The organism is Acinetobacter sp. YH12043 (genome assembly GCF_013419915.1).
Lineage (GTDB): Bacteria > Pseudomonadota > Gammaproteobacteria > Pseudomonadales > Moraxellaceae > Acinetobacter.
The window spans coordinates 21536-48477 of record NZ_VOZD01000023.1 but is presented as its reverse complement, the minus strand read 5'-3'; the positions used below and the strand labels follow the sequence as shown (position 1 = coordinate 48477).

27 protein-coding genes are annotated in these 26942 nt (G+C 44.8%); 11 read left to right on the top strand and 16 right to left on the bottom strand.

Annotation, left to right across the window (positions count from 1 at the left end):
- Positions 1-85: 85 nt before the first annotated feature.
- From pncB to FTU01_RS11710, 3 genes are all read right to left on the bottom strand, one after another.
- Positions 86-1291, bottom strand: coding sequence for a nicotinate phosphoribosyltransferase (gene pncB, locus FTU01_RS11720; protein ID WP_180031970.1), 1206 nt, complete (start codon positions 1289-1291; stop codon positions 86-88).
- Positions 1292-1419: 128 nt separating this feature from the next.
- Positions 1420-1947 (bottom strand): ankyrin repeat domain-containing protein, encoded by a 528-nt coding sequence (locus tag FTU01_RS11715; protein ID WP_180139218.1) that lies wholly within the window; start codon positions 1945-1947, stop codon positions 1420-1422.
- Positions 1948-2133: 186 nt separating this feature from the next.
- A complete protein-coding gene (locus tag FTU01_RS11710) occupies positions 2134-3648 on the bottom strand; it encodes a catalase (protein WP_180139215.1) in 1515 nt (504 codons plus the stop codon).
- A gap of 227 nt (positions 3649-3875) precedes the next feature.
- Between FTU01_RS11710 and dtd the strand changes: the two genes are divergently transcribed.
- The gene (dtd, locus tag FTU01_RS11705; protein WP_180139211.1) at positions 3876-4316 is read left to right on the top strand and encodes a D-aminoacyl-tRNA deacylase; all 441 of its coding nucleotides are present in this window, start codon (positions 3876-3878) and stop codon (positions 4314-4316) included.
- Positions 4317-4416: 100 nt separating this feature from the next.
- On the opposite strand, the gene FTU01_RS11700 is transcribed toward dtd, so the two are convergent.
- From FTU01_RS11700 to serB, 3 genes are all read right to left on the bottom strand, one after another.
- Positions 4417-4896, bottom strand: a complete 480-nt coding sequence (locus FTU01_RS11700; protein WP_004281258.1) for an SCP2 sterol-binding domain-containing protein — start codon at positions 4894-4896, stop codon at positions 4417-4419.
- A gap of 140 nt (positions 4897-5036) precedes the next feature.
- The gene (gene aciT / locus FTU01_RS11695; RefSeq protein WP_034703185.1) at positions 5037-5372 is read right to left on the bottom strand and encodes a ciprofloxacin tolerance protein AciT; all 336 of its coding nucleotides are present in this window, start codon (positions 5370-5372) and stop codon (positions 5037-5039) included.
- A 418-nt stretch (positions 5373-5790) separates the two neighbouring features.
- On the bottom strand, positions 5791-7011 hold the full coding sequence (gene serB / locus FTU01_RS11690; RefSeq protein ID WP_180002568.1) for a phosphoserine phosphatase SerB: 1221 nt from the start codon (positions 7009-7011) through the stop codon (positions 5791-5793).
- Positions 7012-7088: 77 nt separating this feature from the next.
- Here serB and FTU01_RS11685 point away from each other — a divergent pair, with 77 nt between their 5' ends.
- The gene (locus tag FTU01_RS11685; RefSeq protein ID WP_180139208.1) at positions 7089-8342 is read left to right on the top strand and encodes a hypothetical protein; all 1254 of its coding nucleotides are present in this window, start codon (positions 7089-7091) and stop codon (positions 8340-8342) included.
- A 76-nt stretch (positions 8343-8418) separates the two neighbouring features.
- Here the strand turns inward: FTU01_RS11685 and FTU01_RS11680 are convergent, their stop codons facing one another.
- From FTU01_RS11680 to mhpT, 3 genes are all read right to left on the bottom strand, one after another.
- Positions 8419-9393: a bile acid:sodium symporter family protein gene (locus FTU01_RS11680; protein ID WP_180139206.1), complete on the bottom strand. Its 975-nt coding sequence runs from the start codon at positions 9391-9393 to the stop codon at positions 8419-8421.
- A gap of 107 nt (positions 9394-9500) precedes the next feature.
- The gene (gene pncA / locus FTU01_RS11675; RefSeq protein WP_180139203.1) at positions 9501-10130 is read right to left on the bottom strand and encodes a bifunctional nicotinamidase/pyrazinamidase; all 630 of its coding nucleotides are present in this window, start codon (positions 10128-10130) and stop codon (positions 9501-9503) included.
- A gap of 233 nt (positions 10131-10363) precedes the next feature.
- Complete coding sequence (gene mhpT, locus FTU01_RS11670; RefSeq protein ID WP_179991897.1) at positions 10364-11569, bottom strand: 3-(3-hydroxy-phenyl)propionate transporter MhpT; 1206 nt, start codon at positions 11567-11569, stop codon at positions 10364-10366.
- A 728-nt stretch (positions 11570-12297) separates the two neighbouring features.
- On the opposite strand from mhpT, the gene dapA reads away from it, so the two are divergent.
- Genes dapA through purC form a run of 3 tightly spaced genes read left to right on the top strand, consistent with a single transcriptional unit; the run spans position 12298 to position 14573 of the window.
- Positions 12298-13197: a 4-hydroxy-tetrahydrodipicolinate synthase gene (gene dapA, locus FTU01_RS11665; protein WP_125278859.1), complete on the top strand. Its 900-nt coding sequence runs from the start codon at positions 12298-12300 to the stop codon at positions 13195-13197.
- A 12-nt stretch (positions 13198-13209) separates the two neighbouring features.
- Complete coding sequence (locus FTU01_RS11660; protein ID WP_180139200.1) at positions 13210-13815, top strand: lipoprotein-34 precursor (NlpB); 606 nt, start codon at positions 13210-13212, stop codon at positions 13813-13815.
- Positions 13816-13853: 38 nt separating this feature from the next.
- The gene (gene purC, locus FTU01_RS11655; RefSeq protein ID WP_004781395.1) at positions 13854-14573 is read left to right on the top strand and encodes a phosphoribosylaminoimidazolesuccinocarboxamide synthase; all 720 of its coding nucleotides are present in this window, start codon (positions 13854-13856) and stop codon (positions 14571-14573) included.
- A 267-nt stretch (positions 14574-14840) separates the two neighbouring features.
- Here the strand turns inward: purC and FTU01_RS11650 are convergent, their stop codons facing one another.
- A complete protein-coding gene (locus FTU01_RS11650; protein ID WP_166137552.1) occupies positions 14841-16115 on the bottom strand; it encodes a replication-associated recombination protein A in 1275 nt (424 codons plus the stop codon).
- Positions 16116-16382: 267 nt separating this feature from the next.
- On the opposite strand from FTU01_RS11650, the gene FTU01_RS11645 reads away from it, so the two are divergent.
- Positions 16383-18515 (top strand): bifunctional diguanylate cyclase/phosphodiesterase, encoded by a 2133-nt coding sequence (locus FTU01_RS11645; protein WP_180139198.1) that lies wholly within the window; start codon positions 16383-16385, stop codon positions 18513-18515.
- A gap of 43 nt (positions 18516-18558) precedes the next feature.
- On the opposite strand, the gene FTU01_RS11640 is transcribed toward FTU01_RS11645, so the two are convergent.
- On the bottom strand, positions 18559-19011 hold the full coding sequence (locus tag FTU01_RS11640) for a YcgN family cysteine cluster protein (protein ID WP_004781392.1): 453 nt from the start codon (positions 19009-19011) through the stop codon (positions 18559-18561).
- 192 nt (positions 19012-19203) lie between these two features.
- On the opposite strand from FTU01_RS11640, the gene FTU01_RS11635 reads away from it, so the two are divergent.
- Positions 19204-19362 carry a DUF1328 domain-containing protein gene (locus FTU01_RS11635; RefSeq protein WP_004647174.1) on the top strand — a complete coding sequence of 53 codons (159 nt, stop codon included), beginning with the start codon at positions 19204-19206 and terminating at the stop codon, positions 19360-19362.
- 84 nt (positions 19363-19446) lie between these two features.
- Here the strand turns inward: FTU01_RS11635 and murJ are convergent, their stop codons facing one another.
- Together murJ and ampD are read right to left on the bottom strand one after the other, a co-directional pair.
- On the bottom strand, positions 19447-20997 hold the full coding sequence (gene murJ, locus FTU01_RS11630; RefSeq protein ID WP_180139195.1) for a murein biosynthesis integral membrane protein MurJ: 1551 nt from the start codon (positions 20995-20997) through the stop codon (positions 19447-19449).
- Positions 20998-21074: 77 nt separating this feature from the next.
- Complete coding sequence (gene ampD, locus FTU01_RS11625) at positions 21075-21647, bottom strand: 1,6-anhydro-N-acetylmuramyl-L-alanine amidase AmpD (protein ID WP_180011118.1); 573 nt, start codon at positions 21645-21647, stop codon at positions 21075-21077.
- 181 nt (positions 21648-21828) lie between these two features.
- Here ampD and nadC point away from each other — a divergent pair, with 181 nt between their 5' ends.
- Positions 21829-22674 carry a carboxylating nicotinate-nucleotide diphosphorylase gene (gene nadC / locus FTU01_RS11620; RefSeq protein WP_034704010.1) on the top strand — a complete coding sequence of 282 codons (846 nt, stop codon included), beginning with the start codon at positions 21829-21831 and terminating at the stop codon, positions 22672-22674.
- Between the two features lie 87 nt (positions 22675-22761).
- On the opposite strand, the gene FTU01_RS15585 is transcribed toward nadC, so the two are convergent.
- Together FTU01_RS15585 and rph are read right to left on the bottom strand one after the other, a co-directional pair.
- Complete coding sequence (locus FTU01_RS15585) at positions 22762-22884, bottom strand: hypothetical protein (RefSeq protein WP_257233679.1); 123 nt, start codon at positions 22882-22884, stop codon at positions 22762-22764.
- Positions 22885-23033: 149 nt separating this feature from the next.
- On the bottom strand, positions 23034-23750 hold the full coding sequence (gene rph / locus FTU01_RS11615) for a ribonuclease PH (RefSeq protein WP_004781384.1): 717 nt from the start codon (positions 23748-23750) through the stop codon (positions 23034-23036).
- A 194-nt stretch (positions 23751-23944) separates the two neighbouring features.
- On the opposite strand from rph, the gene FTU01_RS11610 reads away from it, so the two are divergent.
- Positions 23945-24574 carry a TetR family transcriptional regulator gene (locus tag FTU01_RS11610; protein ID WP_180139192.1) on the top strand — a complete coding sequence of 210 codons (630 nt, stop codon included), beginning with the start codon at positions 23945-23947 and terminating at the stop codon, positions 24572-24574.
- A 99-nt stretch (positions 24575-24673) separates the two neighbouring features.
- Here FTU01_RS11610 and FTU01_RS11605 read toward each other — a convergent pair whose 3' ends face one another.
- Positions 24674-25291: a thiol:disulfide interchange protein DsbA/DsbL gene (locus tag FTU01_RS11605; RefSeq protein ID WP_004781380.1), complete on the bottom strand. Its 618-nt coding sequence runs from the start codon at positions 25289-25291 to the stop codon at positions 24674-24676.
- A 226-nt stretch (positions 25292-25517) separates the two neighbouring features.
- Here FTU01_RS11605 and ubiG point away from each other — a divergent pair, with 226 nt between their 5' ends.
- Together ubiG and FTU01_RS11595 are read left to right on the top strand one after the other, a co-directional pair.
- The gene (ubiG, locus tag FTU01_RS11600) at positions 25518-26246 is read left to right on the top strand and encodes a bifunctional 2-polyprenyl-6-hydroxyphenol methylase/3-demethylubiquinol 3-O-methyltransferase UbiG (RefSeq protein ID WP_034704015.1); all 729 of its coding nucleotides are present in this window, start codon (positions 25518-25520) and stop codon (positions 26244-26246) included.
- The gene (locus FTU01_RS11595; protein ID WP_180015455.1) at positions 26243-26932 is read left to right on the top strand and encodes an HAD family hydrolase; all 690 of its coding nucleotides are present in this window, start codon (positions 26243-26245) and stop codon (positions 26930-26932) included. The genes ubiG and FTU01_RS11595 overlap by 4 nt, the downstream gene beginning before the upstream one ends.
- Positions 26933-26942: the final 10 nt, after the last annotated feature.

Below are 26942 nucleotides of genomic sequence, written 5' to 3'. Positions count from 1 at the left end.
TAGCTAAAGCTGATTTAAGAAAGACCATCATCCAAGAAAAAACCGCCTCATGATTGAAGCGGTTTTTTGAATCAAGCAGAGATTTTTAGGCAGGTTCTGAGATATTGAACACCTGACGCAAATATGCCAGGAAAGTATCATTATCCGTCATGGTTTTTCCTGGGCTATCGGAGATTTTCGCTACCGACTGACGGTTGCATTCCACCAGTTTCAATACGATATTTAGCGGCGTCTGCCCCATGTCATTGGTCAGATTGGTGCCGATCCCGAAGCTGACCTGAAAGCGATCTTTAAAGTATTGATGCAATTTCCAGGCTTTTTCCAGATTCAGACCATCACTAAAAGTCAGCATTTTGGTTTTGCTGTCAATTTTCAGCTTTTTATAATGCGCATAGGCCTTGTCACCCCATTCATAGGGATCGCCACTGTCATGACGCAAGCCATCAAACAGTTTGGCAAAGTACAGGTCAAAGTCACGCAGGAAAGCATCCATCCCGACCACATCGGTCAAGGCAATTCCGAGGTCACCGCGATATTCCTGTACCCAGGTTTCCAAGGCGGCTTTCTGGAAATTACGCAAACGCACATCCAAGGCCTGAAAGGCTTGCAGAAATTCATGCGCCATGGTGCCAATCGGAGTAATGCCCAATTCTTTGGCTAAATATACATTACTGGTCCCACGGAATACGTGCGGTGCAGCTTTATTAAATTCTTCGACGACATGCTTTTGCCAGTCAAAACTATAACGACGGCGGGTACCAAAGTCCGAGACCAGGAATGGTGGATCATTCGGGTTCTGCGCGGCATCATACTGTTTTAAAAGTTCAATTTTAGCTTTTAAACGGCGCTCACCTTCAGCTAGCACTTCAGATGTACGAATGCGGCTAAAATACAGTTCATTCACAATGGCCAGTACAAAGATTTCAAACATCATTGCCTGAACCATGGGGCCTTCAATAGTAATATCCAGGCGGCCTTCATTGTCGATGGTGGCCTTAATAAAACGCCGTTTGAGCTGGAATAGTTCCAGATAATCCACAAAATCGCTTTTGATAAAACGCAGGCTGCGTAAATATTGTAATTCGTCTTCTTTAAATTTGAGCTGACACAGCAAATCCAGTTGGTGATTCAAATCATCCAGAATATCCGTCAGCGGATATTCCGTATCTTCCAGGTTGCGACAACGGAAATGATAGACACTATGCGTTTGTGGAAACTTGTGTAATACCACTTGTAGCATGGTGAATTTATACAAGTCAGTATCTAACAAAGAGTGGATAATTGGAGCCATAACTAAGGGAAATATCGCTGTGCTTATCCCGCATTAAAGCATAAAAGTTTAGGCAATATTGCAGGATTTACGTACAGCTAGCTGAATTATCGACAAAAGTTCAAGAAAATAAACTGCTTCCTGCTCGGTTATTTGACAGCTTTCACCCCGTTTTCCTGTTCCTTGATAATTTTCTGTAGCTGCTTTTCCTGACCGATCACCTTGGCAAATTCAGCTGTGGTTTTTTGTCCGGTTTTCTTGGCTTGGGCATCACAGTCGACCTGACGTAGCTGTTTGGCAATGGCAAATTCCATTTTAAATAAGGCGCCCATCAAGGCCGTATTGCCACGGTTGTCCCGGGCGCAACGGTCTGCCCCTTTGGCCAGTAAGGTGGTCACAATATCCTGATGGCCATAATAGGTCGCCATCATCAACGGGGTATAGCCATCTTTATTGCGTACATCGACTGGAAAGCCGTGTTTTAAAAATTCATTGATCACTTCGCTATTGCCGATTTTAGCGGCAGCAAAAAACAGATCGATCAATTCCTGTTGAGAGGTCATCTGAACGCTTGCCGCAGTTTTTGCAGGGGAGACATTCTTCACTTCAGCAGCAGTTGCGAATGCGGAGCTAAAGGCAAGAATACTGGCTAAAAATGCGTGTGGTAAAACTTTCATGATGAACTCCAACAGAAATCGAAAGGAAAATTTAAGTCTTGAAAGACTCAATTGACCTGAGATGGAATAAAAAACGGAGTGCCTGTAAAACTCCCCCTAGGGTGCAGGAAAGGTTTGGAGTATTACAGGACTTTTTGGAGGTGATGCGCTATGCCCTAGTCACCAGTTCCTCAAGACCAATCGGAATTAGTCTTTTAATTTTGCAGCTTTGGCTTTAACGATGGCGATGTCACCATTTACAGCTTTAGTCATGCGCATACCGTAGTCAGCATCTGCCTTATAGAAGTAAGACAACATGATGTGCTTGGTTTCTGAATCTTTGACATTGCCCAGATCAGCCGCCAGGTTCATGATCAGGTCATCTTTCTCTTTGGCAGTATATGAACGGTACAAGTCACCTGCTTGCTTGAAGTTTTGCTCTTTAGTACCGATCTGTTGCACATGACCAGTCAATGGCGTTTCAACTGCACGCGCTTTTTCAGTCGCCGGTTTTGGCTCTTTACGGCTTGGCTCGTAGTTCACATCAGAGTCACGTTCAGACACATTCATGTGACCTTCCTGGTTATTGTTGTTCACATTCACCACAGGACGGTTTACCGGAATTTGCTGATGGTTCGCACCTAGACGATACATTTGTGTATCTGAATAAGAGAAGATACGGCCTTGAAGCAAACGGTCTTCAGATGGTTCGATACCTGGGACCAGATTACCTGGTGCAAATGCAGCCTGTTCAGTTTCATTGAAGAAGTTCTTCGGCATACGGTTGAGTGTCAATGTACCGACTTTCACTTCTGGAACCAGTTTGGTTGGCCAGATTTTGGTTGGGTCTAGCGGATCGAAATCAAAGCTGTTCAGATCTTTAGGATCAAGCACCTGAATATACAGATCCCATTTCGGGAAATTACCTGCATAGATGTTGTTATAAAGATCATTGGTCAAGTGATTGAAATCTTTACCTTGTTGCGTAGCCGCTTCTTTGACATTTAAGCCCTTCACGCCCTGTTTAGAGCGGAAGTTGAATTTCACGTACTTGTATTCGCCTTTGTCGTTATACAGTTTGTAGGCATGTACACCAAAACCGTCCTGTTCGCGGTAGCTGGTTGGGACACCTTGCTTGCCATAAACATAAGTCAGCATGTTGGTTGCCCAAGGCTGGCTAGACAGGAAGTCAAACACACGGTTGGCATCTTGTACGTTGGTGACCGGGCTTGGTTTCATCGCATGGATGAAATCCGGGAATTTGATTGCGTCACGGATAAAGAAGACTGGCGTCTGGTTACCGACCAAATCCCAGTTACCTTCCTGAGTATAGAATTTGATGGCAAAACCGTGCGGATCACGTAGGGTTTCTGGTGAACCTTTACCATGAATGACAGTAGACATGCGCACAAAAACTGGAGTTTTAGTACCGGCCTTGAATAAAGAAGCAATTGTTAAATCAGACAGATCTTTCGTCGTAACGAATTCACCATAAGCACCCGTACCACGTGCGTGTACGACACGTTCAGGAATGCGCTCACGGCCAAAACGTTGTAGTTTTTGAACCAGTTGTACATCCTGCAGCAAAGTTGGACCTTGTGGACCCGCAGTGATCGAGTTCTGGTTATCACCGACTGGTGCCCCGTTATCTTTGGTTAATGGTGCAGCTTGTGCAGCTGTCACCGTTGCAAGCATTGCAACAAGTAATGAACGCTTAAACATTTCTAAATCTCTCAATTTAATACCTTTCCTGCATGCAGCTAAGATACTTGAGAGCAAAAAATAGATAAAACAGATAATTTTTATGATTATGATCGTGTTTTTAGATAGTTTAAAATATTATCAATGCTAATCAATCAATTAAGCCCATTTTTTAGACATTAACTTAATAACAGATGAGTCTGATCTTGCTACAATGGCGGCAATTTTGAATCTGACTAAAGTTGATTATGCGTGCATTATTACAACGGGTACTGGAAGCCAAAGTCGTGGTCGATGGTGAAACCACCGGAGAAATTGGCAAAGGTATTCTGGTTTTTCTAGGTTTAGGTAAAGAAGACAATCTGGAAAAAGGCAAAAAACTGATTGATAAGATATTGAAATACCGTTTCTTTGATGATGAGCAGGGCAAGATGGGCTGGAATGTCAATCAGGCCGGTGGCGGTTTACTGCTAGTGTCCCAATTTACCTTAATGGCGCAAACTCAAAAAGGCTTACGTCCGGATTTTGGTCCCGCCATGCCGCCAAGCGATGCCAAGGTCTTGTATGAACAGCTGGTTGAATATGCGCAGAGCCAGTTCGAAAATGTACAAACCGGTATTTTTGCGGCCGATATGAAAGTGCATCTGGTCAATGATGGGCCGGTAACGTTTAATCTGGAAGTTGAATAAACTGTCATTGTTCCAGAATGAAAAAAGCCCTCTAAATGAGGGCTTTTTTATGATAATCCTTCCCTAGCCCCTCCTTTAATTAAAGCAGGGGGATTAGGAGTTATTTACCAGTTTTTTCTTTAATAAACTGACGTGCCATTTTCACTTTTTCTTTAACTGGTTTTGGCAGTTTAGGTGGAATCATTTTCGCAACCTGGTTAAACCAGACCAGCAGACCAAAATCACCTTCCATTTTAATCGTGCCACTTTGCATACCGGTCATGAATGCAGTCGGATCACCTTTGAGCAACGTTTTTACGCCCTGTTCACTGTCAGCAAATTGCAGTACAAAATCAGCTTTTTCTGCATCACCTGAAACAGTATCAATATGACCATTATTCACAACGATCTGACGTGCCATTCCTTCATCTGTTCCAATCTGAATACGGAACTGGCGTTCATGTACCAATTCAATAAATTTCGGGCTGGTACGTGCTAACTGCTTCATACGTAATGCAAGACCTGCGACTAGCAAATCAAGTGGATCGGTACTGAGGTCAACCAGAGGAAGTTTGAGCACAGGAATGGAGGACAGTTTCATGGAATTATGCCTATTCTAATTGTACGAAAATTGACAAATATCCTAGCATAGATCAAAGCCAGGCAGATGCAGGACTTTGTATCATATTTCTAAACGAAAAATGCACCCGCAGGTGCATTATTTCGCTGATATTAGAGAACTTAACGGCTAGATAGCTGCTGCTGGTCATCTTCATACACTGGTGTATGTTCGATATAACGGCGTTTAGCCAAAGCACGCTCTGCACGTCGATCTTCACGCAATAACAGTAAGGTCACTACGACCATCACGGCCGTTAAAGCTGTCAGATAGCTATATGTCATCGGGAGCTCAAACAAGGCTTGAGTACCTACTCGAATTACTTCGATCAGGCCCCAGGCCAGCATTCCCGCAGCCATAAAACTTAACCAGCGACGATAAGGCGAGAAGAAAACAGCAAGCACAGCCGCGGCGACTAAACTAAAGCCTACGAGAGTTGCTAGATTCGCTGTTACCATATAAACCCCTCCATCCAAAAGGATAGTGTGTATGCTTGATATTGCAACCGTCCTACCTATTGAATTTCGTTAAATCAATAAAATGGAATGTGTTGATTTGTATCTCTATGCATGCATTATGCTGAGTTTTTTGCATAAAAAAAGTCCTGTTTTCTCCCCTTACGACATACTCTGTCGCGATATTATTTTGTCATTACATTTTTTATTTTCACAGTATTTGTGGATCAATTGCTGCGCCGATGTTGGCGTGTCATTACAAAATCATATGCCCTTTCATCGACTTAAAAAAAAATATTTTCCGTTTAAGATGATCGGGGTATTTATAGACAAGCTGCGCCGTCCCTCGATAAAAGTTAAGCTAAAAATATAAAAAAACGCGACCCTAAGGCCGCGTTGGATTTCACCGAAAAGCTATGTGTTACGCGCGGCTCAGATCTTTATCATGTACACCGAGCAGGTAGAGCACACCATCCAGACCCACGCTGGAAATGGCCTGATTGGCATTCTGACGAACCAAAGGCTTGGCACGGAAAGCCACACCTAGGCCCGCAATTGAAAGCATTGGCAGGTCGTTGGCACCATCACCTACAGCAATGGTCTGTTCCAGAGAAATTCCCATATTGTCGGCAATTTCACGGAGCAATAAAGCCTTACGTGCGCCATCTACGATATGGCCTTTGACTTCACCCGTCACCACGCCATCCTGCACATCCAGAACGTTGGCATGAACTTCATCAATTCCCAGTTTGGCTTGCAGATATTCTGCAAAATACTGGAATCCACCAGACAGAATTGCGGTACGGTAGCCCAGTGCTTTCAGGGTTGAAATCAGGCGTTCTGCACCTTCAGTCACGGTCAGACGCTCAGCAATTTTTGGCAATACCGATGCATCCATGCCTTTTAATAAAGCAACACGGGCACGGAAACTTTGCTGGAAGTCCAGCTCGCCCTGCATCGCGCGTTCAGTGATTTCAGAGACTTGGATACCGACACCAGCTTCGATCGCCAGCTCATCAATGACTTCCTGCTCGATCAGGGTCGAGTCCATGTCAAAGCAGACCAGACGACGGTTACGGCGGTAAGCATTATCTTCCTGTACTGCCACATCGACATTCAGGTTATTCGACAGGCTTAAGCAGGCTGCACGCATGGCTGCTGCATCCAGCATCTGGCCTTTCAGACCAAACTGTACACAGGCACGTTTAGGGCCAGTATTGGAACCATCCAGCTCAGGACGGCCAGAAAGACGGGTTACGGTTTCAATATTGAAGCCCTGACTCGACACAATCTGGGTCACGGCTTGCAGATGAGAGGCATTTAATTCCGGGGCCAATGCCGTTACGATATAACGCGTGCGGCCGCCCTCTCTTACCCACTGTTCATATTCAGCAGCAGAGATTGGTTTAAAGCGCACTGTTAACCCGATATCATGTGCTAGAATCAGGATTTCCTTCATGGCTAATGCTGTTGCAGTTTGGTCATCAGACGATACAACAATACCTAAGGTCAGTTGATTATGAATGACCGCTTGCCCCACATCTAGAATCTGTAAGGAATGAGCGGACAAAACCTGCATTAATCGTGTAAATTGATTAGGCTGGTCGGGTCCTAAGAATGATATAAGAATGATTTCTCGCATGAATTGACTCGGGTCTGAGCTACAACTATTGTTAGAATCATAATCGAAATTGAACAGAATTGCCTTGGAAGTTTACGTTGAATGCGCCTAGACAAGGGCTATTTGCTAGCCTACTGATTGTAAGTTTTGCTCTGCATACCTTTTTACTGGTATTGGCAACGACTCACCAACTGAATGATAACCGTGCCAACCAGGGACAGCTCATGACGAGCCAACTGGTCACAGACAGCCTGGCGGAGCTTGAACCGGCGAACCGCGTTTCTCTGGCACTTCTGGCCAACCGTTATGCGACTAACCCAAGCGTTGCTTCAATTCGTATCCTGGATGCGAATGGTCAGGTTTTAGCCACTGGTGGGCTGACCAAGACCCGTGATGGGGAAGTTTTTGTCCGTGATGCCCTGCAAAACGAGAAAAAAGTCGGTGTGATTGAAATCACCCTGATTGAGCCAAGTATTGGTGAAATTCTGCGGACTCAATGGCTTGCCATTCTGTTCTCTTTCATTATTCATGGTTTGCTTTGGGTCGGTTATCGTGCGGTAGCGCGTCCAAGCCGTACCGAGTATCTGGCACGTATCAATAATGAATCGCGACTGAAATTCGAGATTCAGACTTTAACTCAGGCATTAGAACAGGAAAAGCATAATGCTGCCCTCGCCATTGCCCAGGCACAGCAAGCCCTGAAAAACAAACCGAAAGAAAAAGACAGTAAATCTGTGGTCCTAGATACCGATAGCCTGAGCTTGAACATTCAGTTCTATGATCCAAAACAGTTGCTAGATAGTGTGAATAAGACGGTATCGGTTCCTTATTTCAATCTGTGCCAGATTTTCCTGAATAAAGCGACTGAACTGTGCATCCAGCACTACAAACTGAACAGCACGGATATTTGTACCGTACACAAGTTTGATGAAAAAGGTGCCAGTATCAGTATTGCGGCAGAGAAGCCAGATGCCCTCGCCTGTCTGACCATGATCAGTTCAGTATTCCAGTTGCTTTCAGAAGTCCTGTATAAGCGTTATCGCGAAGAAAAACGTTTTGTCCTGCAGACACGTAGCGCAATTTCTTCAGCCGTTGAAGAAATGCAGCTTAATTCCGTTCAGGCTGCAGAACGTCTGGTTCAGCAACTAGTCGCTAAGGAAAGTGCACTGCATGTTCCTAATGCCCTGTTGAAACAAATCGCGGACCACTTTGAGCTGGTCAGCATGCCAAATCCGACCAATGTTCTGACCCGTCATGCCTTTGTGGTTAATGGGATGGATGCAGAAAGTGCTGAACTGGCGCAAAGCTTCAGAACCGAGATTCTCAAATCGAAACAGTCTAAAGCGTCCTAAGTCACAGACAGCAAAAAGCCCGATTGAATATCGGGCTTTTTATATGAGAGAAATAAAATCTTCAGCAGTCAGGATGTTATCTACCCGCGGAGGTATCTTGTGCTGATTCGGATTCAATTGTCTTGCTTTTAGCAGCCCAGTACGTCGCCAAGGCTGGCCCAGAAATATTATGCCATAGGCTGAAAATGGCACTTGGAACCGCAGTAATGGGAGACGCGGCAAAATGGGTCGCAGCCAACGCTACCCCTAAACCAGAATTCTGCATTCCCACTTCAATCGAAACCGCGCGACAATCGATTTCTGCTAACTTAAATATTCGGCTGGCCCAATAACCCAGTAAATAGCCCATTCCATTGTGTAAAGCCACAAGACCCAAAATCATTAAACCAGATTCCAGAATCTGGGTTTTACTGCCGGCAATAATTGCCGCCACAATTGCGACAATGGCAATCACCGAAATTACTGGCATTACCTGGATATAGCCTTCTACCCTGGTTTTTAGAAGGGCACGGACAATCAAACCTAAAATGATTGGAAACAGCACCACTTGCAGAATCGAAATCAGCATGGATAAGGCATTAATTTCAATCCATTGGCTGGCCAGCAGATAAAAAATTGCCGGAGTCAAAAGCGGTGCCAATAAAGTTGATACCGAAGTACACGCCACAGACAAGGCTGTATTGCCTTTAGCCATATAGGTAATCACATTTGATGCCGTACCACCTGGACAGCAGCCTACCAGAATCACACCAATCGCAATTTCAGCCGGAAGCTGGAATAGCTGACAGAGCAAAAAGGCTAACCCTGGCATCACCATAAACTGAGCCACGACCCCAATCGCAACGGCCTTGGGACTTTGCAAGATACTTTTAAAATCACCTGGCGTCATGGTCATGCCCATGCCGAACATGATCAGACCCAGCATCCAGGGAATATAGGCGCGTAACCAGACAAAAAGATCCGGCAGCATCAAGGCAATGGCTGAAAACAGAATGACCCATAGAGCAAAGGTCTTTTGGACAAACTGGCTAAATTGAAGAAGTGCTGACATGGGAAAATCCAAGTGTCATGAAAAAGAAATCAAGGCATCTGTGGATGCCTCAAAGTAAACAAACCATTGCATAATGGCAAATGGCCCTAATCGCCTTAAGTCAGCGCTTAGGCAGCATTAATAATATCTTTCAGATAAATCCGTTTTACACCCTGTGCCAGCATGTCCTGCCAGGCATGTTGTAGCGAACCGTTCAGGTCTATACCTTTGGTGGCATCCGCAATGACATAGGCCTTAAAGCCGAGTTTGCAGGCATCCATCGCAGTCCAGGCCACACAAAAATCAGTCGCGATACCCACGATGAATACGGTATTAATACCGCGCTCACGTAAATAGCCGGCCAGACCGGTACTGGTTTTTTGATCAGCTTCCATAAAGGCGGAGTAACTGTCGATATTTTGATGAAAGCCTTTGCGGATAATCAGTTGAGCTTGCGGAAGGTTCAGCTCCGGATGGAATTCAGCATCCTCAGTCCCTTGTACACAATGACTCGGCCAAAGGACCTGAGAACCATAATCCAGCTGAATCGTGTCATAGGCTGCTTGAGCAGGATGATTGTCTGCAAAGGAGATATGCTCTGCCGGATGCCAATCCTGAGTCAGCACAATATTCTGAAAGTACTGCCCCAATCGGTTGATATTCGGAATAATCTGATCGGCATTGGTAACAGCCAGATTTCCACCTGGGGTAAATCCTTTTTGTACATCCACCACAATCAGCGCCGCATTTTGCATCATTTTCATCCCTTGAAATCTGAGTTTGCATCCAAGCATAGCTTAAAACTAAAGAAAATTTTTAGCCCTTTAGGTAAAAATAGAATGACTCTGCATTCTGATAAAACGCATGATGAGTTAACTGTAAAAGCTATTGCTCTCCAAAACATAGAAAGAATTTGTCTTAAGCTGAACTGATACTGGAAAATAAAAAGCCTGCATCAGTGCAGGCTTTTCGGATATTCATCTTTTTATTTTTAAACCTTGGTACGGCTGACCAGGAGTAGCATACATACCGCAGAGATTACGATACATGGAATCGCTGCCGAGATCACCCCTGCTGCACCGAAGCCTGCTGTCAGTAGCTGACCCGCAATTGCAGGGCCAAGCATGGCGCCGATACGGCCAACTGCGGAAGCAACACCTACCCCTGTACCACGTACTTCAGTTGGGTAAACGATACTACCGAAGGCATAGAGTACACCCTGACAGCCAATCACAAAGGCACCTGCCAGTGCTGCGGCCATGTACATTTGCTCAAGTGAGCTTGCACCGTTCAACGCTAATAGACCCGCCAGGATACCACCGTACATCAATAGAATGACATACGCTTTTTTCAGGCGATCCGTCAGCATACCCAAAATCACGGTACCAATCGTTGCAGTCACCATAAAGTAGAACTGTGCAGTTGAACCATCTTTACGGGTGAAGCCCAGTTCCATGAACAATGATGGCAACCAGCTCAACATAATGTACACCACCATCAGGGTGAAGAAGTAACTCACCCAGATGCAAAGCGTACGAAGCAAGTTGTCAGAGTTAAACAGATCCTTGAATGAACCCTGAGGAGATGCTGCACGTTCTGCGGCTGTCTTGTTTTGTGTCTTTAAGTATTCTTTAGATTCAGGCAGACACAACATCATCAGTGGAATCACGATGATGGGTAATAAACCACCTAAGTAAAAAACATTTTTCCAGTTTGCACCGAATTCAGTTGCTGCGATTAAAGACAAGATTGCTGCACCGACTGGCATACCACAGTACATCAGGCCCACGGCACGTCCACGGTTTTGTGGAGCCACGGCTTCAGAAGCCAGCGTGATTAAGATTGGCATTGCACCGCCAAGACCCGCACCCGCCAGAAAACGAACTGCCAGCAAACTGTGGAAACTGTTCACCCACACGGTACATAAGGTAAATAGTGCAAAAATTGCGGTTGACCAGATTAAAACTTTCTTACGACCAATACGGTCCGCGAATCGACCACCGACCAGTGCACCAGGCAATAAGCCCAGAATCCCTGCACTAAAAAACACACCCAATTGTGAGCTATCCAGACCAAAGTGCTCACGAATACCAGCAGCGGCAATCCCGGCAGCCTGAATATCCAGGCCTTCAATCACAGCAATCAGAAAGCAGATCCCTACCGTGATGATCGCGTGCTTATTGTCTGATTTTTCCATTGGAATATCCTTGTTCAATCAGCGTTCAAAAGAGAGGCCATCATCTATGAGCGCTCAAATAGAATTAACTACCAATAAGTTGAACAATTTGCTCGGATATACTGAAAAATCCAGAAAATTGATGACCTTAAGATGCTGTTCGATAAAGTCAAAAAAGCAATTAATGAGAAGTATTAAAATCCCAGTATTTTTGGATTTAGACTTATACATCAAACCCGGAAATTCAACAGTGAGAAAAATTCGGGGCCGATCACTAATACGAAAAAAAGATTAGTTCAGGCATTTTTGCTTTTTATTCATCATAAATGAGGTTTATTATTCGATATATTTTAGCTCTTAATTCATCGAATATAAATATTAATACTCCCCTAAAACACCATAAAAGAATGTTTTCTAAATCTATTTAATTCACTTAAGTGACTTATTCTGTGTATTTTTTCCTGAAAAAATGAATTCATTAGCTTTCATCCTGCTGGAGGATAAAGGATGATTTGGACAGCAAAAAATCATAACGATTAAAACTTGATTGTTGCCTAGAGGCTTTGTATAAAGAATTCAGTGGCTTTTACTAAAGCATATTGTTCTTATGCGTTTGATCAGTCATAATTTGCATAAGCAATATTCAATTCAGTGCAAATCTATTGAATTTGCTACAAATCAAAATACAAACCCATCCCAAATATGTTTTCTCATTCTCTTCGGATGGACAAATAGGATAGTTTTTTAAAATGACTCAGCAAGCACAGACCATTCAGGGTTCCATAGTCGCAATCGTCACCCCCATGTTTGAAGATGGCAGCGTAGATTGGAAGGGTCTCGAGAAGCTGGTTGAGTGGCATATTGCAGAAGGTACCAACAGTATCGTCGCGGTTGGTACCACTGGTGAAGCATCAACGCTCAGCATGAGCGAGCACACCCAAGTGATCAAAGAAATCATTCGTGTTGCCAACAAACGTATTCCTATCATTGCCGGTACAGGCGCAAACTCGACTCGTGAAGCAATCGAGCTAACTCAGGAAGCCAAAGAACTTGGCGCTGATGCTGCCCTGCTGGTTACTCCTTACTACAACAAACCGACTCAGGAAGGTTTATACCAGCATTATAAAGCCATTGCTGAAGCGGTTGACCTACCTCAAATTCTTTATAACGTTCCAGGCCGTACTGGCGTGGATATGGCTAATGAAACCGTGATCCGTCTGGCAGATATTCCACAGATCGTGGGCATTAAAGATGCAACAGGTGATGTAGCCCGTGGTGCTGCCCTGATTGAAGGTCTGGCAGGTAAAAACATGACCGTTTACTCAGGTGATGATGCAACTGCCTATGAGTTAATGGGTCATGGTGCCAAAGGCAATATTTCTGTGACTGCCAACGTTGCACCAAAAGTCATGAGTGAAGTATGTGCTGCAGCCATTGCAGGCGATGCTGCACGTGCTGAAGAGCTCAATGCTCAGGTTGCAAATTTACACAATATTCTATTTTGCGAATCAAACCCAATTCCTGTGAAATGGGCTCTCCATGATATGGGCTTAATTGGTACAGGTATTCGCCTTCCATTAACACCACTTGCAGAACAATATCGCGCTCCGCTTCATGAGGCACTTGTAGAAGCGAGCGTCATTAAATAAAGAGCAACGATTATGCAATTACGTTTAGGACTTACCCTGGCACTTTCAGTATTCAGTTTAGCAGGTTGTAGTTCAATGGCCTTTAAAAACGGTACCTTGGACTATAAAGAAACAACCACGCTGCAACCATTGCAATATCCTGAAGGGTCAATGGTTCGTCCTGCAACGCCTTTGTACCCTGCTCCGACAGTGGATCCGCTTGCCCTGGAAAATGCACCAAAACTTGAAAATCAGCGTGGTAACCGCTTTGCGATACCACGCCCTACTGCACAGCCAGTAAATTCAACTCAAGCAGATGAAACTCAAGAAAATTTTTCAGGAAAGCCGCAATTAGTCACTGACGGAAATCAAAATCCACTGCTCAAAATTGATGGAAATGCTGCTACAATATGGCAATACACTCTTGCCACGCTTAGCAGCCTTAACCATTCTATCGTTGGTCAAAATAAAGATCGTTATGAAGTAACGATTCAGGTTGATCAGCAAACCTATGTTTTAAGACTCTCTCCCGCAGGTTCGAGTAACACCCTGGCTGTGTTTAATCCCGATAACAGTTTTGCCGACCGCGAAAAAGCAGCAGAACTGTTAAACCAGATTTACCAAAATTGGCCAGCCTAGACATTTTCTAGGCATTTTTTTTTGTAGAAGGTTCCCTCATGTTAAAACAAACCTTGCTCTATACTGGTAAAGCGAAATCTGTCTATACCACGGACAGTGAAGACCACCTGATTTTAGTTTTTCGTGACGATGCGTCCGCATTCAATGGCGAAAAAATCGAACAACTGGATCGTAAAGGTAAGGTGAATAACCGTTTTAACGCCTTCATCATGGAAAAGCTGGCTGCTGCTGGTATTGAAACTCATTTTGAGAAACTGCTGACACCGACTGAAGTGCTGGTGAAAAAACTTAAAATGATTCCAGTAGAATGTGTGGTACGTAACTATGCTGCGGGTTCTTTATGCCGTCGTCTGGGTGTAGAAGAAGGTAAAGAATTAACTCCTCCTACATTCGAATTGTTCTTCAAGGATGACGCGCTAGGCGATCCAATGGTGAACGAATCTCAAGCGATTGCTTTAGGTTGGGCGACTGCTGAACAACTGGCAAAAATGAAAGAACTGACTTACCAAGTGAACGATGTGCTTAAAGCATTATTCGAAGCGGGTAATATGCTTTTGGTTGACTTTAAACTTGAATTTGGTGTGTTCCACGACCGTATCGTACTGGGTGACGAATTCTCTCCAGACGGTTGCCGTCTATGGGATAAAGACACCAAGAAAAAACTGGATAAAGACCGTTTCCGTCAAGGCCTAGGCGGCGTGGTTGAAGCGTACGAAGAAGTTGCTGCACGTTTAGGTATCAATCTTGAAGATATCTAAGCACTAGTAATGCTTCAAAGAACCGGGTTAATAGCCCGGTTTTTTATTATCTAATCTTATGATCGAAAAAATGAATTTTATTAATAAAAATGATCGTTTTTACATTATTCAATGCATGCCTTAATATTAGTGCATCCCAGCAACATCCCCAGCAGATGCAATCCATCTGATGTTGCTGACTAGATTTATACCCTTACCCTCTAGGATGTATCTCCCCCAAGACATCCTATTTCAGCCCAATTCTCCTTGAATTGGGCTTTTTTTTGCTTATTGCTGCTGTTGTTCCTGCTGCCAGCGACGTTGTTGCAGACGTTCGCCTTCTACTTCACGCTTATTACGTGCCGATTCGTACAGCTTGGTGCCTTTCAGCTCAGGCGGCAGGTAATCTTGCAGGACAAAATGTTCCGGATAGTTGTGCGGATACAGATAATTTACCCCATAGCCCTGCTCTTTCATCATTTTGGTCGGTGCATTACGTAGATGTAAAGGCACTGGCAAATTGGCCGTTTTTTCAGCCAGATCCATCGCCTTGTTAATCGCCAGATAGGTACTATTACTTTTGGCACTAGTCGCCAGGTAAACCGCACATTGTCCCAGAATAATCCGGCATTCCGGCATGCCAATCGCTTGAACTGAGCGGAAGCATTCGCCCGCCAGCAACAAGGCATTCGGATTGGAATTGCCAATATCTTCTGATGCTGCAATCAGCATACGGCGGGCAATAAAGACCGGATCTTCACCACCTTTGAGCATACGCGCCATCCAGTACAGGGCAGCATCCGGATCACTGCCACGAATCGACTTGATGAAGGCCGAAACCAGATCATAGTGCTGTTCGCCAGATTTGTCATAACGGGCAATATTCTGCTGTGCGACTTTGACCACAATCGCATTGGTAATGATATTTTCCTGGTCAGCCTCAAAGGTACTGGCAATCAGATCCAGCAAATTGAGGGCCTTACGCGCATCCCCAGCGGCAAACTGCAATAAGGCGTCAAATTCTTCAATCTGGATATAGCGTTCCTGCAGAAATTTGTCAGTCTGAATCGCCTGAGTCAGTAAAGTCTGAATCGCTTCATCACTCAGCGCATTTAAGGTATAGACCTGACAACGTGACAGCAAGGCACTATTGACTTCAAAAGATGGATTTTCCGTCGTCGCACCAATCAAGGTAATTTTGCCTTTTTCGACGGCATTCAGCAGTGCATCCTGCTGGGATTTATTAAAACGGTGAATCTCGTCAATAAACACCACGGGCGTCAGCAGATCACCACTTTCTGCAATGACTTCACGCAACTCCTTCACACCAGTATTAAGTGCAGACAGGCTGATAAATGGCCGGTCCACCGCTTGGGCAAGTAGCAAGGCAATTGTGGTTTTACCTACTCCAGGTGGCCCCCAGAAGATAATCGATGGTAAATGCCCCTGGTCAATCATTTGACGTAGAGGTGCATTCTCTCCAAGCAAGTGATCCTGCCCGATAATTTCTGTAAGGTCGCGAGGCCGCAAGCGTTCTGGAAGCGGGATATGACTGTCTGACATCTTATTATTGGCTCAAATTAAATTCTGCTTTCATTCTAACACCGGTAGTTTTGATTCCAATATTTCAAACATTTATGAGAAAAATTTAATTTATGTAAGAAAGCTCTATTTTTTTTACAATGAATGGATTAATCTTATGAAAAGTAGATAAATAGAACATGATTAATTACAGGTGAATAACCTTGTAAATTTCACATTGTCTCATATTAATTAGAATGGACTTGAGCAACTGATTGGATGCTCTTTGGGTGGTATCGGTGGGGATGCATGAAGCATAATAAATCTAGACGAACAACTGCAGAATGCGCTGAGTCGCTTATTTCAACCTCGATACAATCTTCTAATGAACAACAGGCAAAATACAGATTATTACAGGATCTAATCAATGATGTGCCACATCCACTCTGGGTGCTGGGCAAGGATAATATTGAGTATTTTAATCAGGCACTTTCGGATTATTTAGGCACCAATTTAAGTGAATATGGTCCTAAAGAATGGCAAAGCCTGATTCATCCAGATGATCAACCAGCGTTTTCTAAGCAATGGCATGCTGCCCTGAATCAGCAACAAGGCTTTAATACCCAGTGCCGGATTAAATCGGCCGATTCCAGCTACCGTATGTGTGCCTTGGCCATCAAGTTTCAGCATACAGCGGAACATCTGCTGCAATGGTCAGTATCCCTGACCGATATTCATGAATATTTTGAGATTCAGCAACAGCTGTCTCAGGTGATTTCTACCCAGAAAAATATGCTGGATGCCAGTGTCGACTGTATTAAAGTCATGTCTCCACAAGGCGAGATCCGTCATATCAATCAGTCGGCCTGTCATAAGTTAGGGATTGATCCTGAACAGCAGCCTGCCCCGCATTTATGGTTAAACCTGTTACCCGCTGAAGTTAAAAAAACCGGACAACGCGCTTTAAAACAGGCTGCTCAAGGCTTAAATAGCCGTTTTGTAGAAAAAGCCCAGACGGAGAATCAGGACCCAGAATATTGGGATCATTTGCTGACTCCAGTTCTGGACGAAAATAATACTCCCCAAAATATCTTGTGTGTTTCACGCAATATCAGCCAGCAAAAAATAGCCGAAAGCCGTTTAAAAGCCGTGATTCAGCGTGATGAACTGACCGGACTGTATAATCGTAATGCCTTTTATAAGACCTTTAAACAGGTGCTGCTAAAAGCCAAGCAACAGCAAATGATGGTTGGCCTGCTCCTGATCGACTTGGACTATTTCCGGCATATCAATGACACCCTGAGTCATATTGCTGGAGATCATCTGCTACATGTCTTGGGCAAGCGTTTTCAGGCCTGTTTTGGCTCCAACAATATAGTCGTTGCCCGTCTCGGTGGAGATGAGTTTGCCATTCTGGTCAAAAACTTGGAAAACGAAGCCCAGCTGATTAATACCGCACAACTGGCCTATGCTCAACTAGAACAACCAGTGAGTTATGTCGGCCATCGTATGAGTATCGGCATGAGTATTGGTTGTACCGTTTATCCGCGTGATGCCCAGAATAGTTCCAACCTGCTGAAATGTGCCGATATTGCCCTGAATGATCTGAAAAATAGTGGTCGTGGCGGGATTCGCATGTTTAATCAGGAGATGTTCAGATCACTGGAAAACATGACCAAACAACTGACGCTGGCACGCAAGATTATTCATGCGGATCAGATCATTCCTTATTATCAGCCTAAGGTCCGTCTCTCCGATGGTGAGGTGATTGGTTTTGAGGCCTTATTGCGTTGGCAGGATCAACAGCATCAGATCCAGTTACCCTCTCATATTTTTTCAGCGTTCCAGGACTATGATCTGGCTTCGCGCATCAGTGAAACCATGCAGCTAAAAGTCTTTGAGGATATGAGCCGCTGGCAGGCCGAAGGTCTGGATATACTGCCGATTTCAATCAATGCAGCTCCAGTTGAATTCCTGCGCGATGACTATGCTGAGAAATTTCTGGCTCGTCTGTCCCGATTCGATATTCCTGCGCATAAGGTTGAGCTGGAAATTACCGAGCAGAGCTTGTCTGAAGGCGGAGCCAATTATGTGATCCGGGCACTTAACCTGCTGAAAAAACATGGAATTCATATTTCTCTGGATGACTTCGGTACCGGTCATTCTTCCCTGACCCGTTTGCAGGAATATCCGGTCGACTGCATCAAGATTGATCGCAACTTTGTAGAACGCATGAACAATGATCCGTCTGCGCTGGCCATTGTCAAAGCCATTACCCAGATTGGTTCCAGTATTTCTCTGGATGTATTGGTCGAAGGCATTGAAAATACTGAACAACTGGACACGCTGATCAATTGTGATTGCCAGATCGGACAAGGTTTTTATTTTTATCGTCCTATGTCCGGGTCTTCAGCACAGCAACTGCTACAACAGGCAGCTTAATTTTTTTATTTAATCATTTGACGGGGTTGGATTGCGCTAATCATTAGCGCACCCAGCGCACGATATATTCATCAATTTCATCTTCATCAATATCGACTTCACTTAAGCAGCGACCAGCAGCGGATTTTTTGGCCTGAATCACGCTTTGTCGTGAACCCGTCTTCAGATAATGCCAGGATGGCAGGCTTTTCCCTTCAGCAACTCGGCGATAAGCACAGCTTGAGGGTAACCAGTGAATAGTGTCCAGTTTCTCAGGTGTCAGCTGGATACAATCCGGCACATATTGCAGCCGGTTCGGATAATCCGAACAGCGGGCAGTTTTGCAGTCCAGTAATTTGCAAGCCACTTTGGTATAGGCGACTTCGTGGGTGTCTTCATCTTCCAGCTTGATCAGGCAGCAAAGCCCACAACCGTCACAAAGCGCTTCCCATTCTTCTGGCGTCAGCTCAGTGAGACTATATTTTTTCCAGAAGTATGGACGTAAGGCATCAGACATAATCAAAACGGCTATGGTAAAAATCAGCTTATTATACCAAGTCTCAACAAAGGAAATGTAGGGACGTGAATCTTATTAATATCACGTAAACTATTGTTAAATCAGAGACAGTACATCAACAAAACACTAACAGTGCCCAAAATCGAATATTCCTATACTGGATTTGAGAATAAAAACACATGGAGAATTGATATGTTTCGCTGGGCTATTATTTTTGCTGTGATTGCCTTGATTGCCAGTCTACTTGGTTTCGGTGGAGTAGCAGGCTTATCTAAGGATTTCGCAATTATCTTATTGGTGATTGCCGTTATTCTTGCCATTGTTGGTTTCCTTTCTCGCGGCAAGGTCTAGCGACTGAGTTCTGCTTAAGGAAAAGTTTCCTACAGAAAAAACAAGAGCCATTTGGCTCTTGTTTTTTTATGCGCCCAAAATGAATTACGGTTTGATATGGCGTGGTCTGAAACCAGCAGCGACCAATGCGGCCAAATACGCCACGACTCCTACCACACATAAAATCAGCACTTCCAGTACACGCATCCACTGTGATACATCACCATTGTACCAGCTCAGTGCATAGGCCAAGGCTGCAATCATCACCACATTGGCAAACATGAATTGCATAAAGATTTTTTTCCAGTGTGCGCCAAAACGGAAAATATTGCGTTGATGCAGATAGAAATACAGCAGACCTGCATTGACCATGGCTGAACCGGTTGAAGCCAGTGCCAGTGCCATATGCTCCGCTTCCCAATGAATCAGCTTAAAGAAACCAATAAAGATCACGTTCAGAATCGCATTGGCTGCCACGGCCATTAAACCGACGCGTACCGGTGTACGGGTATCCTGCTGGGCATAGAAGCCGGGAGCAAAGACTTTAATCAGCATAAAGGCAATCACACCACCACTCATACATTGCAGTGCCAAGGCAGTCATCTGGGTATCTTCAAAGGTAAACTGTCCACGTTCAAACAATGCCTGAATAATCGGTGTTGACAGCATGAACAAGGCAATACTGGCTGGTAGACCCACCAGTACGATGACTTTCGCTGCCCAGTCCATCATGCCACGGAATTTTTCCGGATTCTTTTCCGTATGCTGTGTGGATAAAGACGGCAGAATTACGGTACCGATTGCGACACCGATCAGACCCAATGGCAACTCGGTCATCCGTTCAGCACTATACAGCCACGACACTGAACCATCCTGCATAAAAGAAGCCCAAACCGTATTCAGTAACAGATTGATCTGTGTGACAGATACACCAAACAGAGCCGGTAGCATCAGTTTCATGATGCGATCCACCCCTTCATGTTTGAAGTCTACTTTCGGTGGAATCAGCAGGTTTTTACGCCATAATTCTGGAATCTGGATCGCCAGTTGTAAAATCCCGGCAATCACAACGGCCCAGCCTAATGCCATAATCGGCTCTGCCATAAAAGGCGTGAGCCAGAGCGCACCAGCAATCATGGCGATATTCAATAAAACCGGAGCAAAGGCTGGCGTACTGAAAGAGCCATAACTGTTAAGAATACTGCTGGCAAAAGCCGTTAATGACATAAATAGCAGGTAGGGAATGGTCAGGCGGAACATGTCTGTGGCCAGCGCAAACTTTGCTTCATCGCCATGGAACCCAGGCGCATAGATATACATGATCACCGGTGCGGCAATGATGGCAATTATGGTCAGGGTGGTCATGAAAGTGGCCAGACAGCCAAAGACCCGGCTGATCAGGATCTGCACTTCTGCATGGGTACGACTGGTCTTATATTCAGTCAGTACCGGAATAAAGGCTTGGGAGAATGCCCCTTCTGCAAAGAGTCGTCTGAAAAAGTTTGGAATACGAAATGCCACCACGAAGGTATCGAAATCTTTACCGGCACCGAATACATTCAGTAAAACCACATCCCGGACCAATCCCAGAACCCGCGACAACATGGTCATCGCACTGACAATTACGGTCGAACGCCAAAGCGCCATCCTATTCACCTAATAATTAATTTGGGCCTATTGTAATGAAACTTGCAAAAGAAGTTCATTGCTTAATCACATGACTTCCTGAAGGGTCATGGGTTCTTATAATGTTGTAACTGGGCACGAAAAGCACACCAGTCAAAATATGGTCCCGGATCGGTTTTACGTCCCGGTGCAATGTCCGAATGTCCGGCAATATGCTGTTGCATTTTTGGATAATAGTCTTGTAAACAGGCGGTGACTTTGACCAAGGCATCATATTGTGCCTGTTCAAACGGCAGGTCATCACTGCCTTCCAGTTCAATCCCGATGGAATAATCATTACATTCTTTTTTGGCCAGATAGCTGGAACGACCTGCATGCCAGGCTCGGTCATTGAAATTCACAAACTGCAGCACTTCACCAGAACGCAAAATCAGCAGATGCGCCGACACCTGCATGCCTTCAATAGTCCGAAAATACGGATGCACTGACCACTCCAGCTGATTCTGAAAAAACTGTTCAATATAGCCACCACCAAACTGTGACGGCGGCAGACTGATGTTATGGATCACCAGTAACTGGATGTCGGTATGTTCAGGCCGCTGATTAAAATTTGGAGAAGGGATCTGGCGCGCCCCGAGCAATTGCCCGTCCCGGATTTGAAACTCAGCTGCCTGTTGCATAAAACTGTCCTGTACAAAAATAAAATCTGCAATATCAGGATTGCAGCCGGCTTAATGCTAAAACTTTCATAGGCAAATCTCAATTCATCCCGGCAGGCTGTATGAAAAATCGCTCATTTTAATGTAACGGTGTTAAGATAACGCACAATTTTTCACGGCTAAAAAAGATACGGAAATACTCATGAGCATATCTCAGGCTTTGCTAGAACAGTCGATTCAGATCAATATTCAACAGGCACTCTCCGAAGATATTGGCGATGGTGACATTACTGCCCTGCTGACTCCTGAAGATGAACAGGCGACTGCCACGATTATTAGCCGTGAAGCAATGGTTCTTGCTGGTCAGCCTTGGGTCAATGCCCTGATTCAGGCCTATGATCCGAGTGTAGAAGTGATCTGGCTAAAAAATGACGGCGATCATGTCGCTGCCAATGAAGCTTTTCTAAAACTGGCCGGTTCTGCACGTAGCCTACTGACTGTAGAACGCCCTGCCCTGAACTTTGTACAGACGCTGTCTGCAGTTGCGACCAAAACAGCAACCTATGTCAAAGAGTTGGACGGTCTGCATACCAAGCTCTTAGATACCCGTAAAACGCTGCCAGGCTTACGTATTGCCCAAAAATATGCTGTTGCTGTCGGTGGTGGTCAGAATCACCGTCTGGGCCTATTCGATGCCTTTTTGATTAAAGAAAATCATATTATGGCAGCCGGCGGCATTCGCCAGGCGATTGCCATGGCCCACCAGATTGCACCGGGTAAACCAGTTGAAGTGGAAGTTGAAACCTGGGATGAACTGAATCAGGCCCTAGAAGCCGAGGCTGATATCGTGATGCTGGATAATTTCAGTCAGCAGCAAATGATTGATGCCGTTAAACATGTGGCTGGTCGCTGTAAACTGGAAGCTTCAGGCAATATCACCATTGATAACTTACGTGAAGTGGCGAGTACAGGCGTAGATTATATTTCGATGGGCGTACTGACCAAAGATGTCAAAGCCATTGACCTGTCGATGCGTTTTAATGGTTAAAGTCTTATTATTAAAAAAGGGTGCCACAGCACCCTTTTTCTTATTCTCAAGAATATAAATCATAGAGGTTGAATGGCCTCTACTCTGTTAATTGGTATCACTTCCTCGTTCCATATTTGCACCATCGCGGTTTTTATCACGAGAATTCGAATCGCAGGCAGTTAAACCCAGCACAGCAAATACTGAAAATGCCATTAACCATATTTTCATGTTATACCCCTCTGAATGAGATTTGGTTAAAAGATCATCGCTTAAAACAGAGGTTACACAGTAGACAGATCCTGTTCATTTTTTGTCAGGCAATGTGTAGGTACAATAAAAAACGCATCCGAAGATGCGTTTTTTACAACTTGAAAAGCTTACCAGCCCAAAGCTTCTTGCTGTTTCTTGATCAGTTCCTGAATCCCTTTTTCAGCCATGGCCAGCATGTCATTGCATTGCTCACGGGTAAATGGCTTATCTTCAGCAGTACCTTGGATTTCAATAAATTCACCTGCCTGAGTCATCACGACATTCAAGTCAGTCTGACAGTTTGAATCTTCTTCATAGCAAAGATCCAGCAGTACTTCATCTTTAAAGATACCTACAGAAATGGCTGCTACCAGACCTTTAAGTGGGTCCTGTTTGATTTTCTTTTTCTCAAGCAATACATTCATGGCATCAATCAGTGCTACTGCAGCACCCGTAATTGATGCAGTACGGGTACCGCCATCTGCCTGGATCACATCACAGTCAATGGTGATGGTATTTTCGCCGAGTTTTTTCAGGTCGACCATTGAACGTAGGCTACGACCGATCAGACGCTGGATTTCCTGAGTACGGCCACTTTGTTTGCCGCGAGCAGCTTCACGATCACTACGGGTATGTGTTGAACGTGGCAGCATGCCATATTCCGCTGTTACCCAGCCTTGACCCTGACCTTTCAGGAAACGTGGTACAGAGCTGTCCACACTGGCAGTACACAGCACTTTGGTATGACCAAATTCAACCAATACGGAACCTTCCGCATAACGTGTATAGTTACGGGTAATTTTCACTTCACGTAATTGATCTAATGCTCGTTGGTCGATACGCATAATAGGTCCTGCTGTTGACTAAAAATAATTGCGGCTCAGTATAACAGAAGCCTCCGCCAAGATTGGAACAGAGGACAGATCATTTACAAAATCACTGGACACGCTTTGCTTATATAGATTTTTCAGTCCATCTGCTCTACTGCGATGAGCAGATCTTTTTTGCTAAACTACAGATCTGCCGAAGGAAAATCCCTATGTCTTTACGTGAAGAACGCAAGCAACAAAGCCGCCAGGCCCTCCTCGATGCTACCTTGGCATTGAGCAGCCGTGGCCATGCCTTTAGCAGCATCAGCCTGCGTGAAATCACTCATGAAGTCGGACTGGTGCCTGCCGCATTTTATCGACACTTTCAGAATATGGATCAGTTGGGACTAGAACTTCTGGATCAGGTTTCAATTCATCTCAAAGGTGTGCTGAATCAGTTGGGACCTGCAGATTTTTCTCTGGATGAGCTTTCAGCCATGATCGAACTGTTTTTTCAGGCAGTTGATGCCCATTCCGAAGCCTGGACATTTGTCAGTGCCGAACGTTGGGGCGGTTCTATCATTCTCAGACAAGGGATTGAGCGGGAAATTCATTATCTGACCCAAGATTTAAGGCATACCCTGGAACAGATTCCAGCCGTCCAGCAATCTCCTTCTCCAGCCGAATTAACCGCACTGGCACAGATCTTAGTTCCTCTCGCATTAAACTGGGCTATGGGCTGGATTCAGCTTCAGGCACAGCCTGATCCCGAACTGCGACAAACTCGGATAAATGACTTCAAAGCGCAAAGCCTAAAGCAGTTAGAACTGTTATTTCGTGGAATTTTATCTCAAACCTGAGGTCTCATCTGAGTGAAATCTATTTCACAATTCAATTTTATCCTGACATAAAAAAACCCGCATACAGCTGCGGGTTTTTAGATTCATGCAGATCTGGTGTTATTTAGCTTTACGCTCTTTTTCAACCAGATAATTCACCACTTGAACCACTTTGGCATCATCGCCCTGAACTACATACTTACCATTTACGGTTACCGCTGGTACGCCGCTTAACTGATAAGTCGCAGCCAGATTTTTGGCCTGTGCGATTTTTGAAGAAATCGGGAATGATTTATAAGTGGTATTAAATTTCGCTTCAGAAATACCATAACGGGTATAGAACTTGGCCAATTGAGCCTGCTCCAGAATTGGCTGTTTCTTCGCATGGATATCATGAAATAGCTGCAAATGCGCTTTTTGACGAACACCTAGAGCTTCAGACACATAATACGCACGAGCTGCCTGTTCCCATAGTGGATTCATCGCGGCTGGGGTACGCACGAAACGTACATCTTTAGGTAATTTTTTTAACCAGCTTTGCATGTGTGGTTCAAGAGAATAGCAGTGACCACAGCCATACCAGAAGAATTCACGGACTTCAATTTTCCCCGGCTTTTCAACTTTTACTGGATTCGCCAGGACTTGATAGTCTTGACCTGCTACAAAGTTGGCGGCCATTGCACTGCCAGAAAATGCCAAAACAGATGCGGCTACAGTGCCTAAAATAAATTTTTTCATTGGGATTATCGTCCTCTAAATCATTATGTCTAATTTATGGCTTCACTATAAAGTAATTATGCCGGTTTCGTTTTTATTCTGTGAACTTTTTTACAGCTTTTATCGCTTTTTTTTCCAGAATCGCTACACTAAACAAGTGTACTGATTTACAAGAAGTTAAATCTGTTTATACCGCCTCTGGGCGAACTTAAATTTTAAATAATCACGACTGATTGAGGTAACACCGATGTCGCAATTGAATGTTGATCCACAAGAAATTGCCAAGTTTGAAGCATTTGCAGCTATATGGTGGGATCAGCATTCCGAGTTCCGCCCATTGCATATGATCAATCCGCTACGTCTCAACTGGATTGATGAACATGCTGGTGGCTTGAGCGGCAAGAAAGTGCTGGATGTGGGCTGTGGCGGGGGCATCCTGTCAGAAAGCATGGCGCGCCGTGGCGCTCAGGTGCTGGGCATTGATATGGGCGAAGCGCCACTGAATGTGGCACGCATCCATGCTGAGCAGGAAGATGTTAGCAATATTGAATACCGTCAGATTCCGGTAGAACAGCTGGCAGAAGAGCAAGCCGGTCAATACGATGTGGTTACCTGTATGGAAATGCTGGAACATGTACCTGATCCAGCCTCTATTATTCAGGCCTGTTATAAACTGGCCAAACCGGGTGGTCATGTCTTCTTCTCGACCATTAACCGTAATCCAAAATCTTATCTGTTCGCGATCATTGGTGCAGAATATATCCTGCGTATGCTGGCCAAAGGTACACATGATTACAGCAAATTCATCAAGCCTTCTGAGTTGGCGCACGACATCCGTAATGCCGGTTTAAAACTGAAAGATATGACTGGCCTGCATTATAACCCGCTGACCAAGCGTTACTGGCTGGCACCGAATGTTGACGTGAACTATATGGTGTATACCGTTAAAGAAAGTGCGCAAGAGGCTGCCCAATGAAGGCGGTTCTATTCGACCTCGATGGTACTTTAATTGATACCGCAGCTGACTTTATCCGGATTATCCAGCATATGTGCCGTGAAGCCGGCCGTGACGTGGTGGAAGCTGATCTGATCCGTACCCAGGTTTCAGAAGGTGCACGTGCTATGGTCAAATTGGTCTATCCGGAACTGCAACTGGAAGACCCGGTTTTCTTGGATCATCGCCAGCGTTTTCTGGATATGTATGGTGCAGATATTGCTGTGGATACAGACCTGTTCAGCGGAATGTATCCTCTACTTAAAGAATTAGAGGAAAATGATATCCCTTGGGGAATTGTGACCAATAAACCGCGCTGGTTGAGCGAAACTTTACTCAAAGCTTTAAACCTGACCGAGCGCTGTGCCGTACTGGTCTGTCCGGAAGATGTGACCCGAACCAAGCCAGATCCGGAGCCGATGTATCTGGCTGCCGAGCAGCTACAGCTGGCTGCAGAAGATTGTATTTATGTCGGTGACCATCCACGAGATATTGATGCAGGCCGCAATGCCAAGATGTATACCATACTGGCAGCATACGGTTATTTACCACTGCAATACAAAGATGACTTAACAGCCTGGCAAGCCGACTATATAGTGAATACAGTGAACGAGTTACATCAGCACATTCAGAAACTGGTCTTGAGCGAGCCAAGTGTCCTGTCTTGATTCCTGAAAC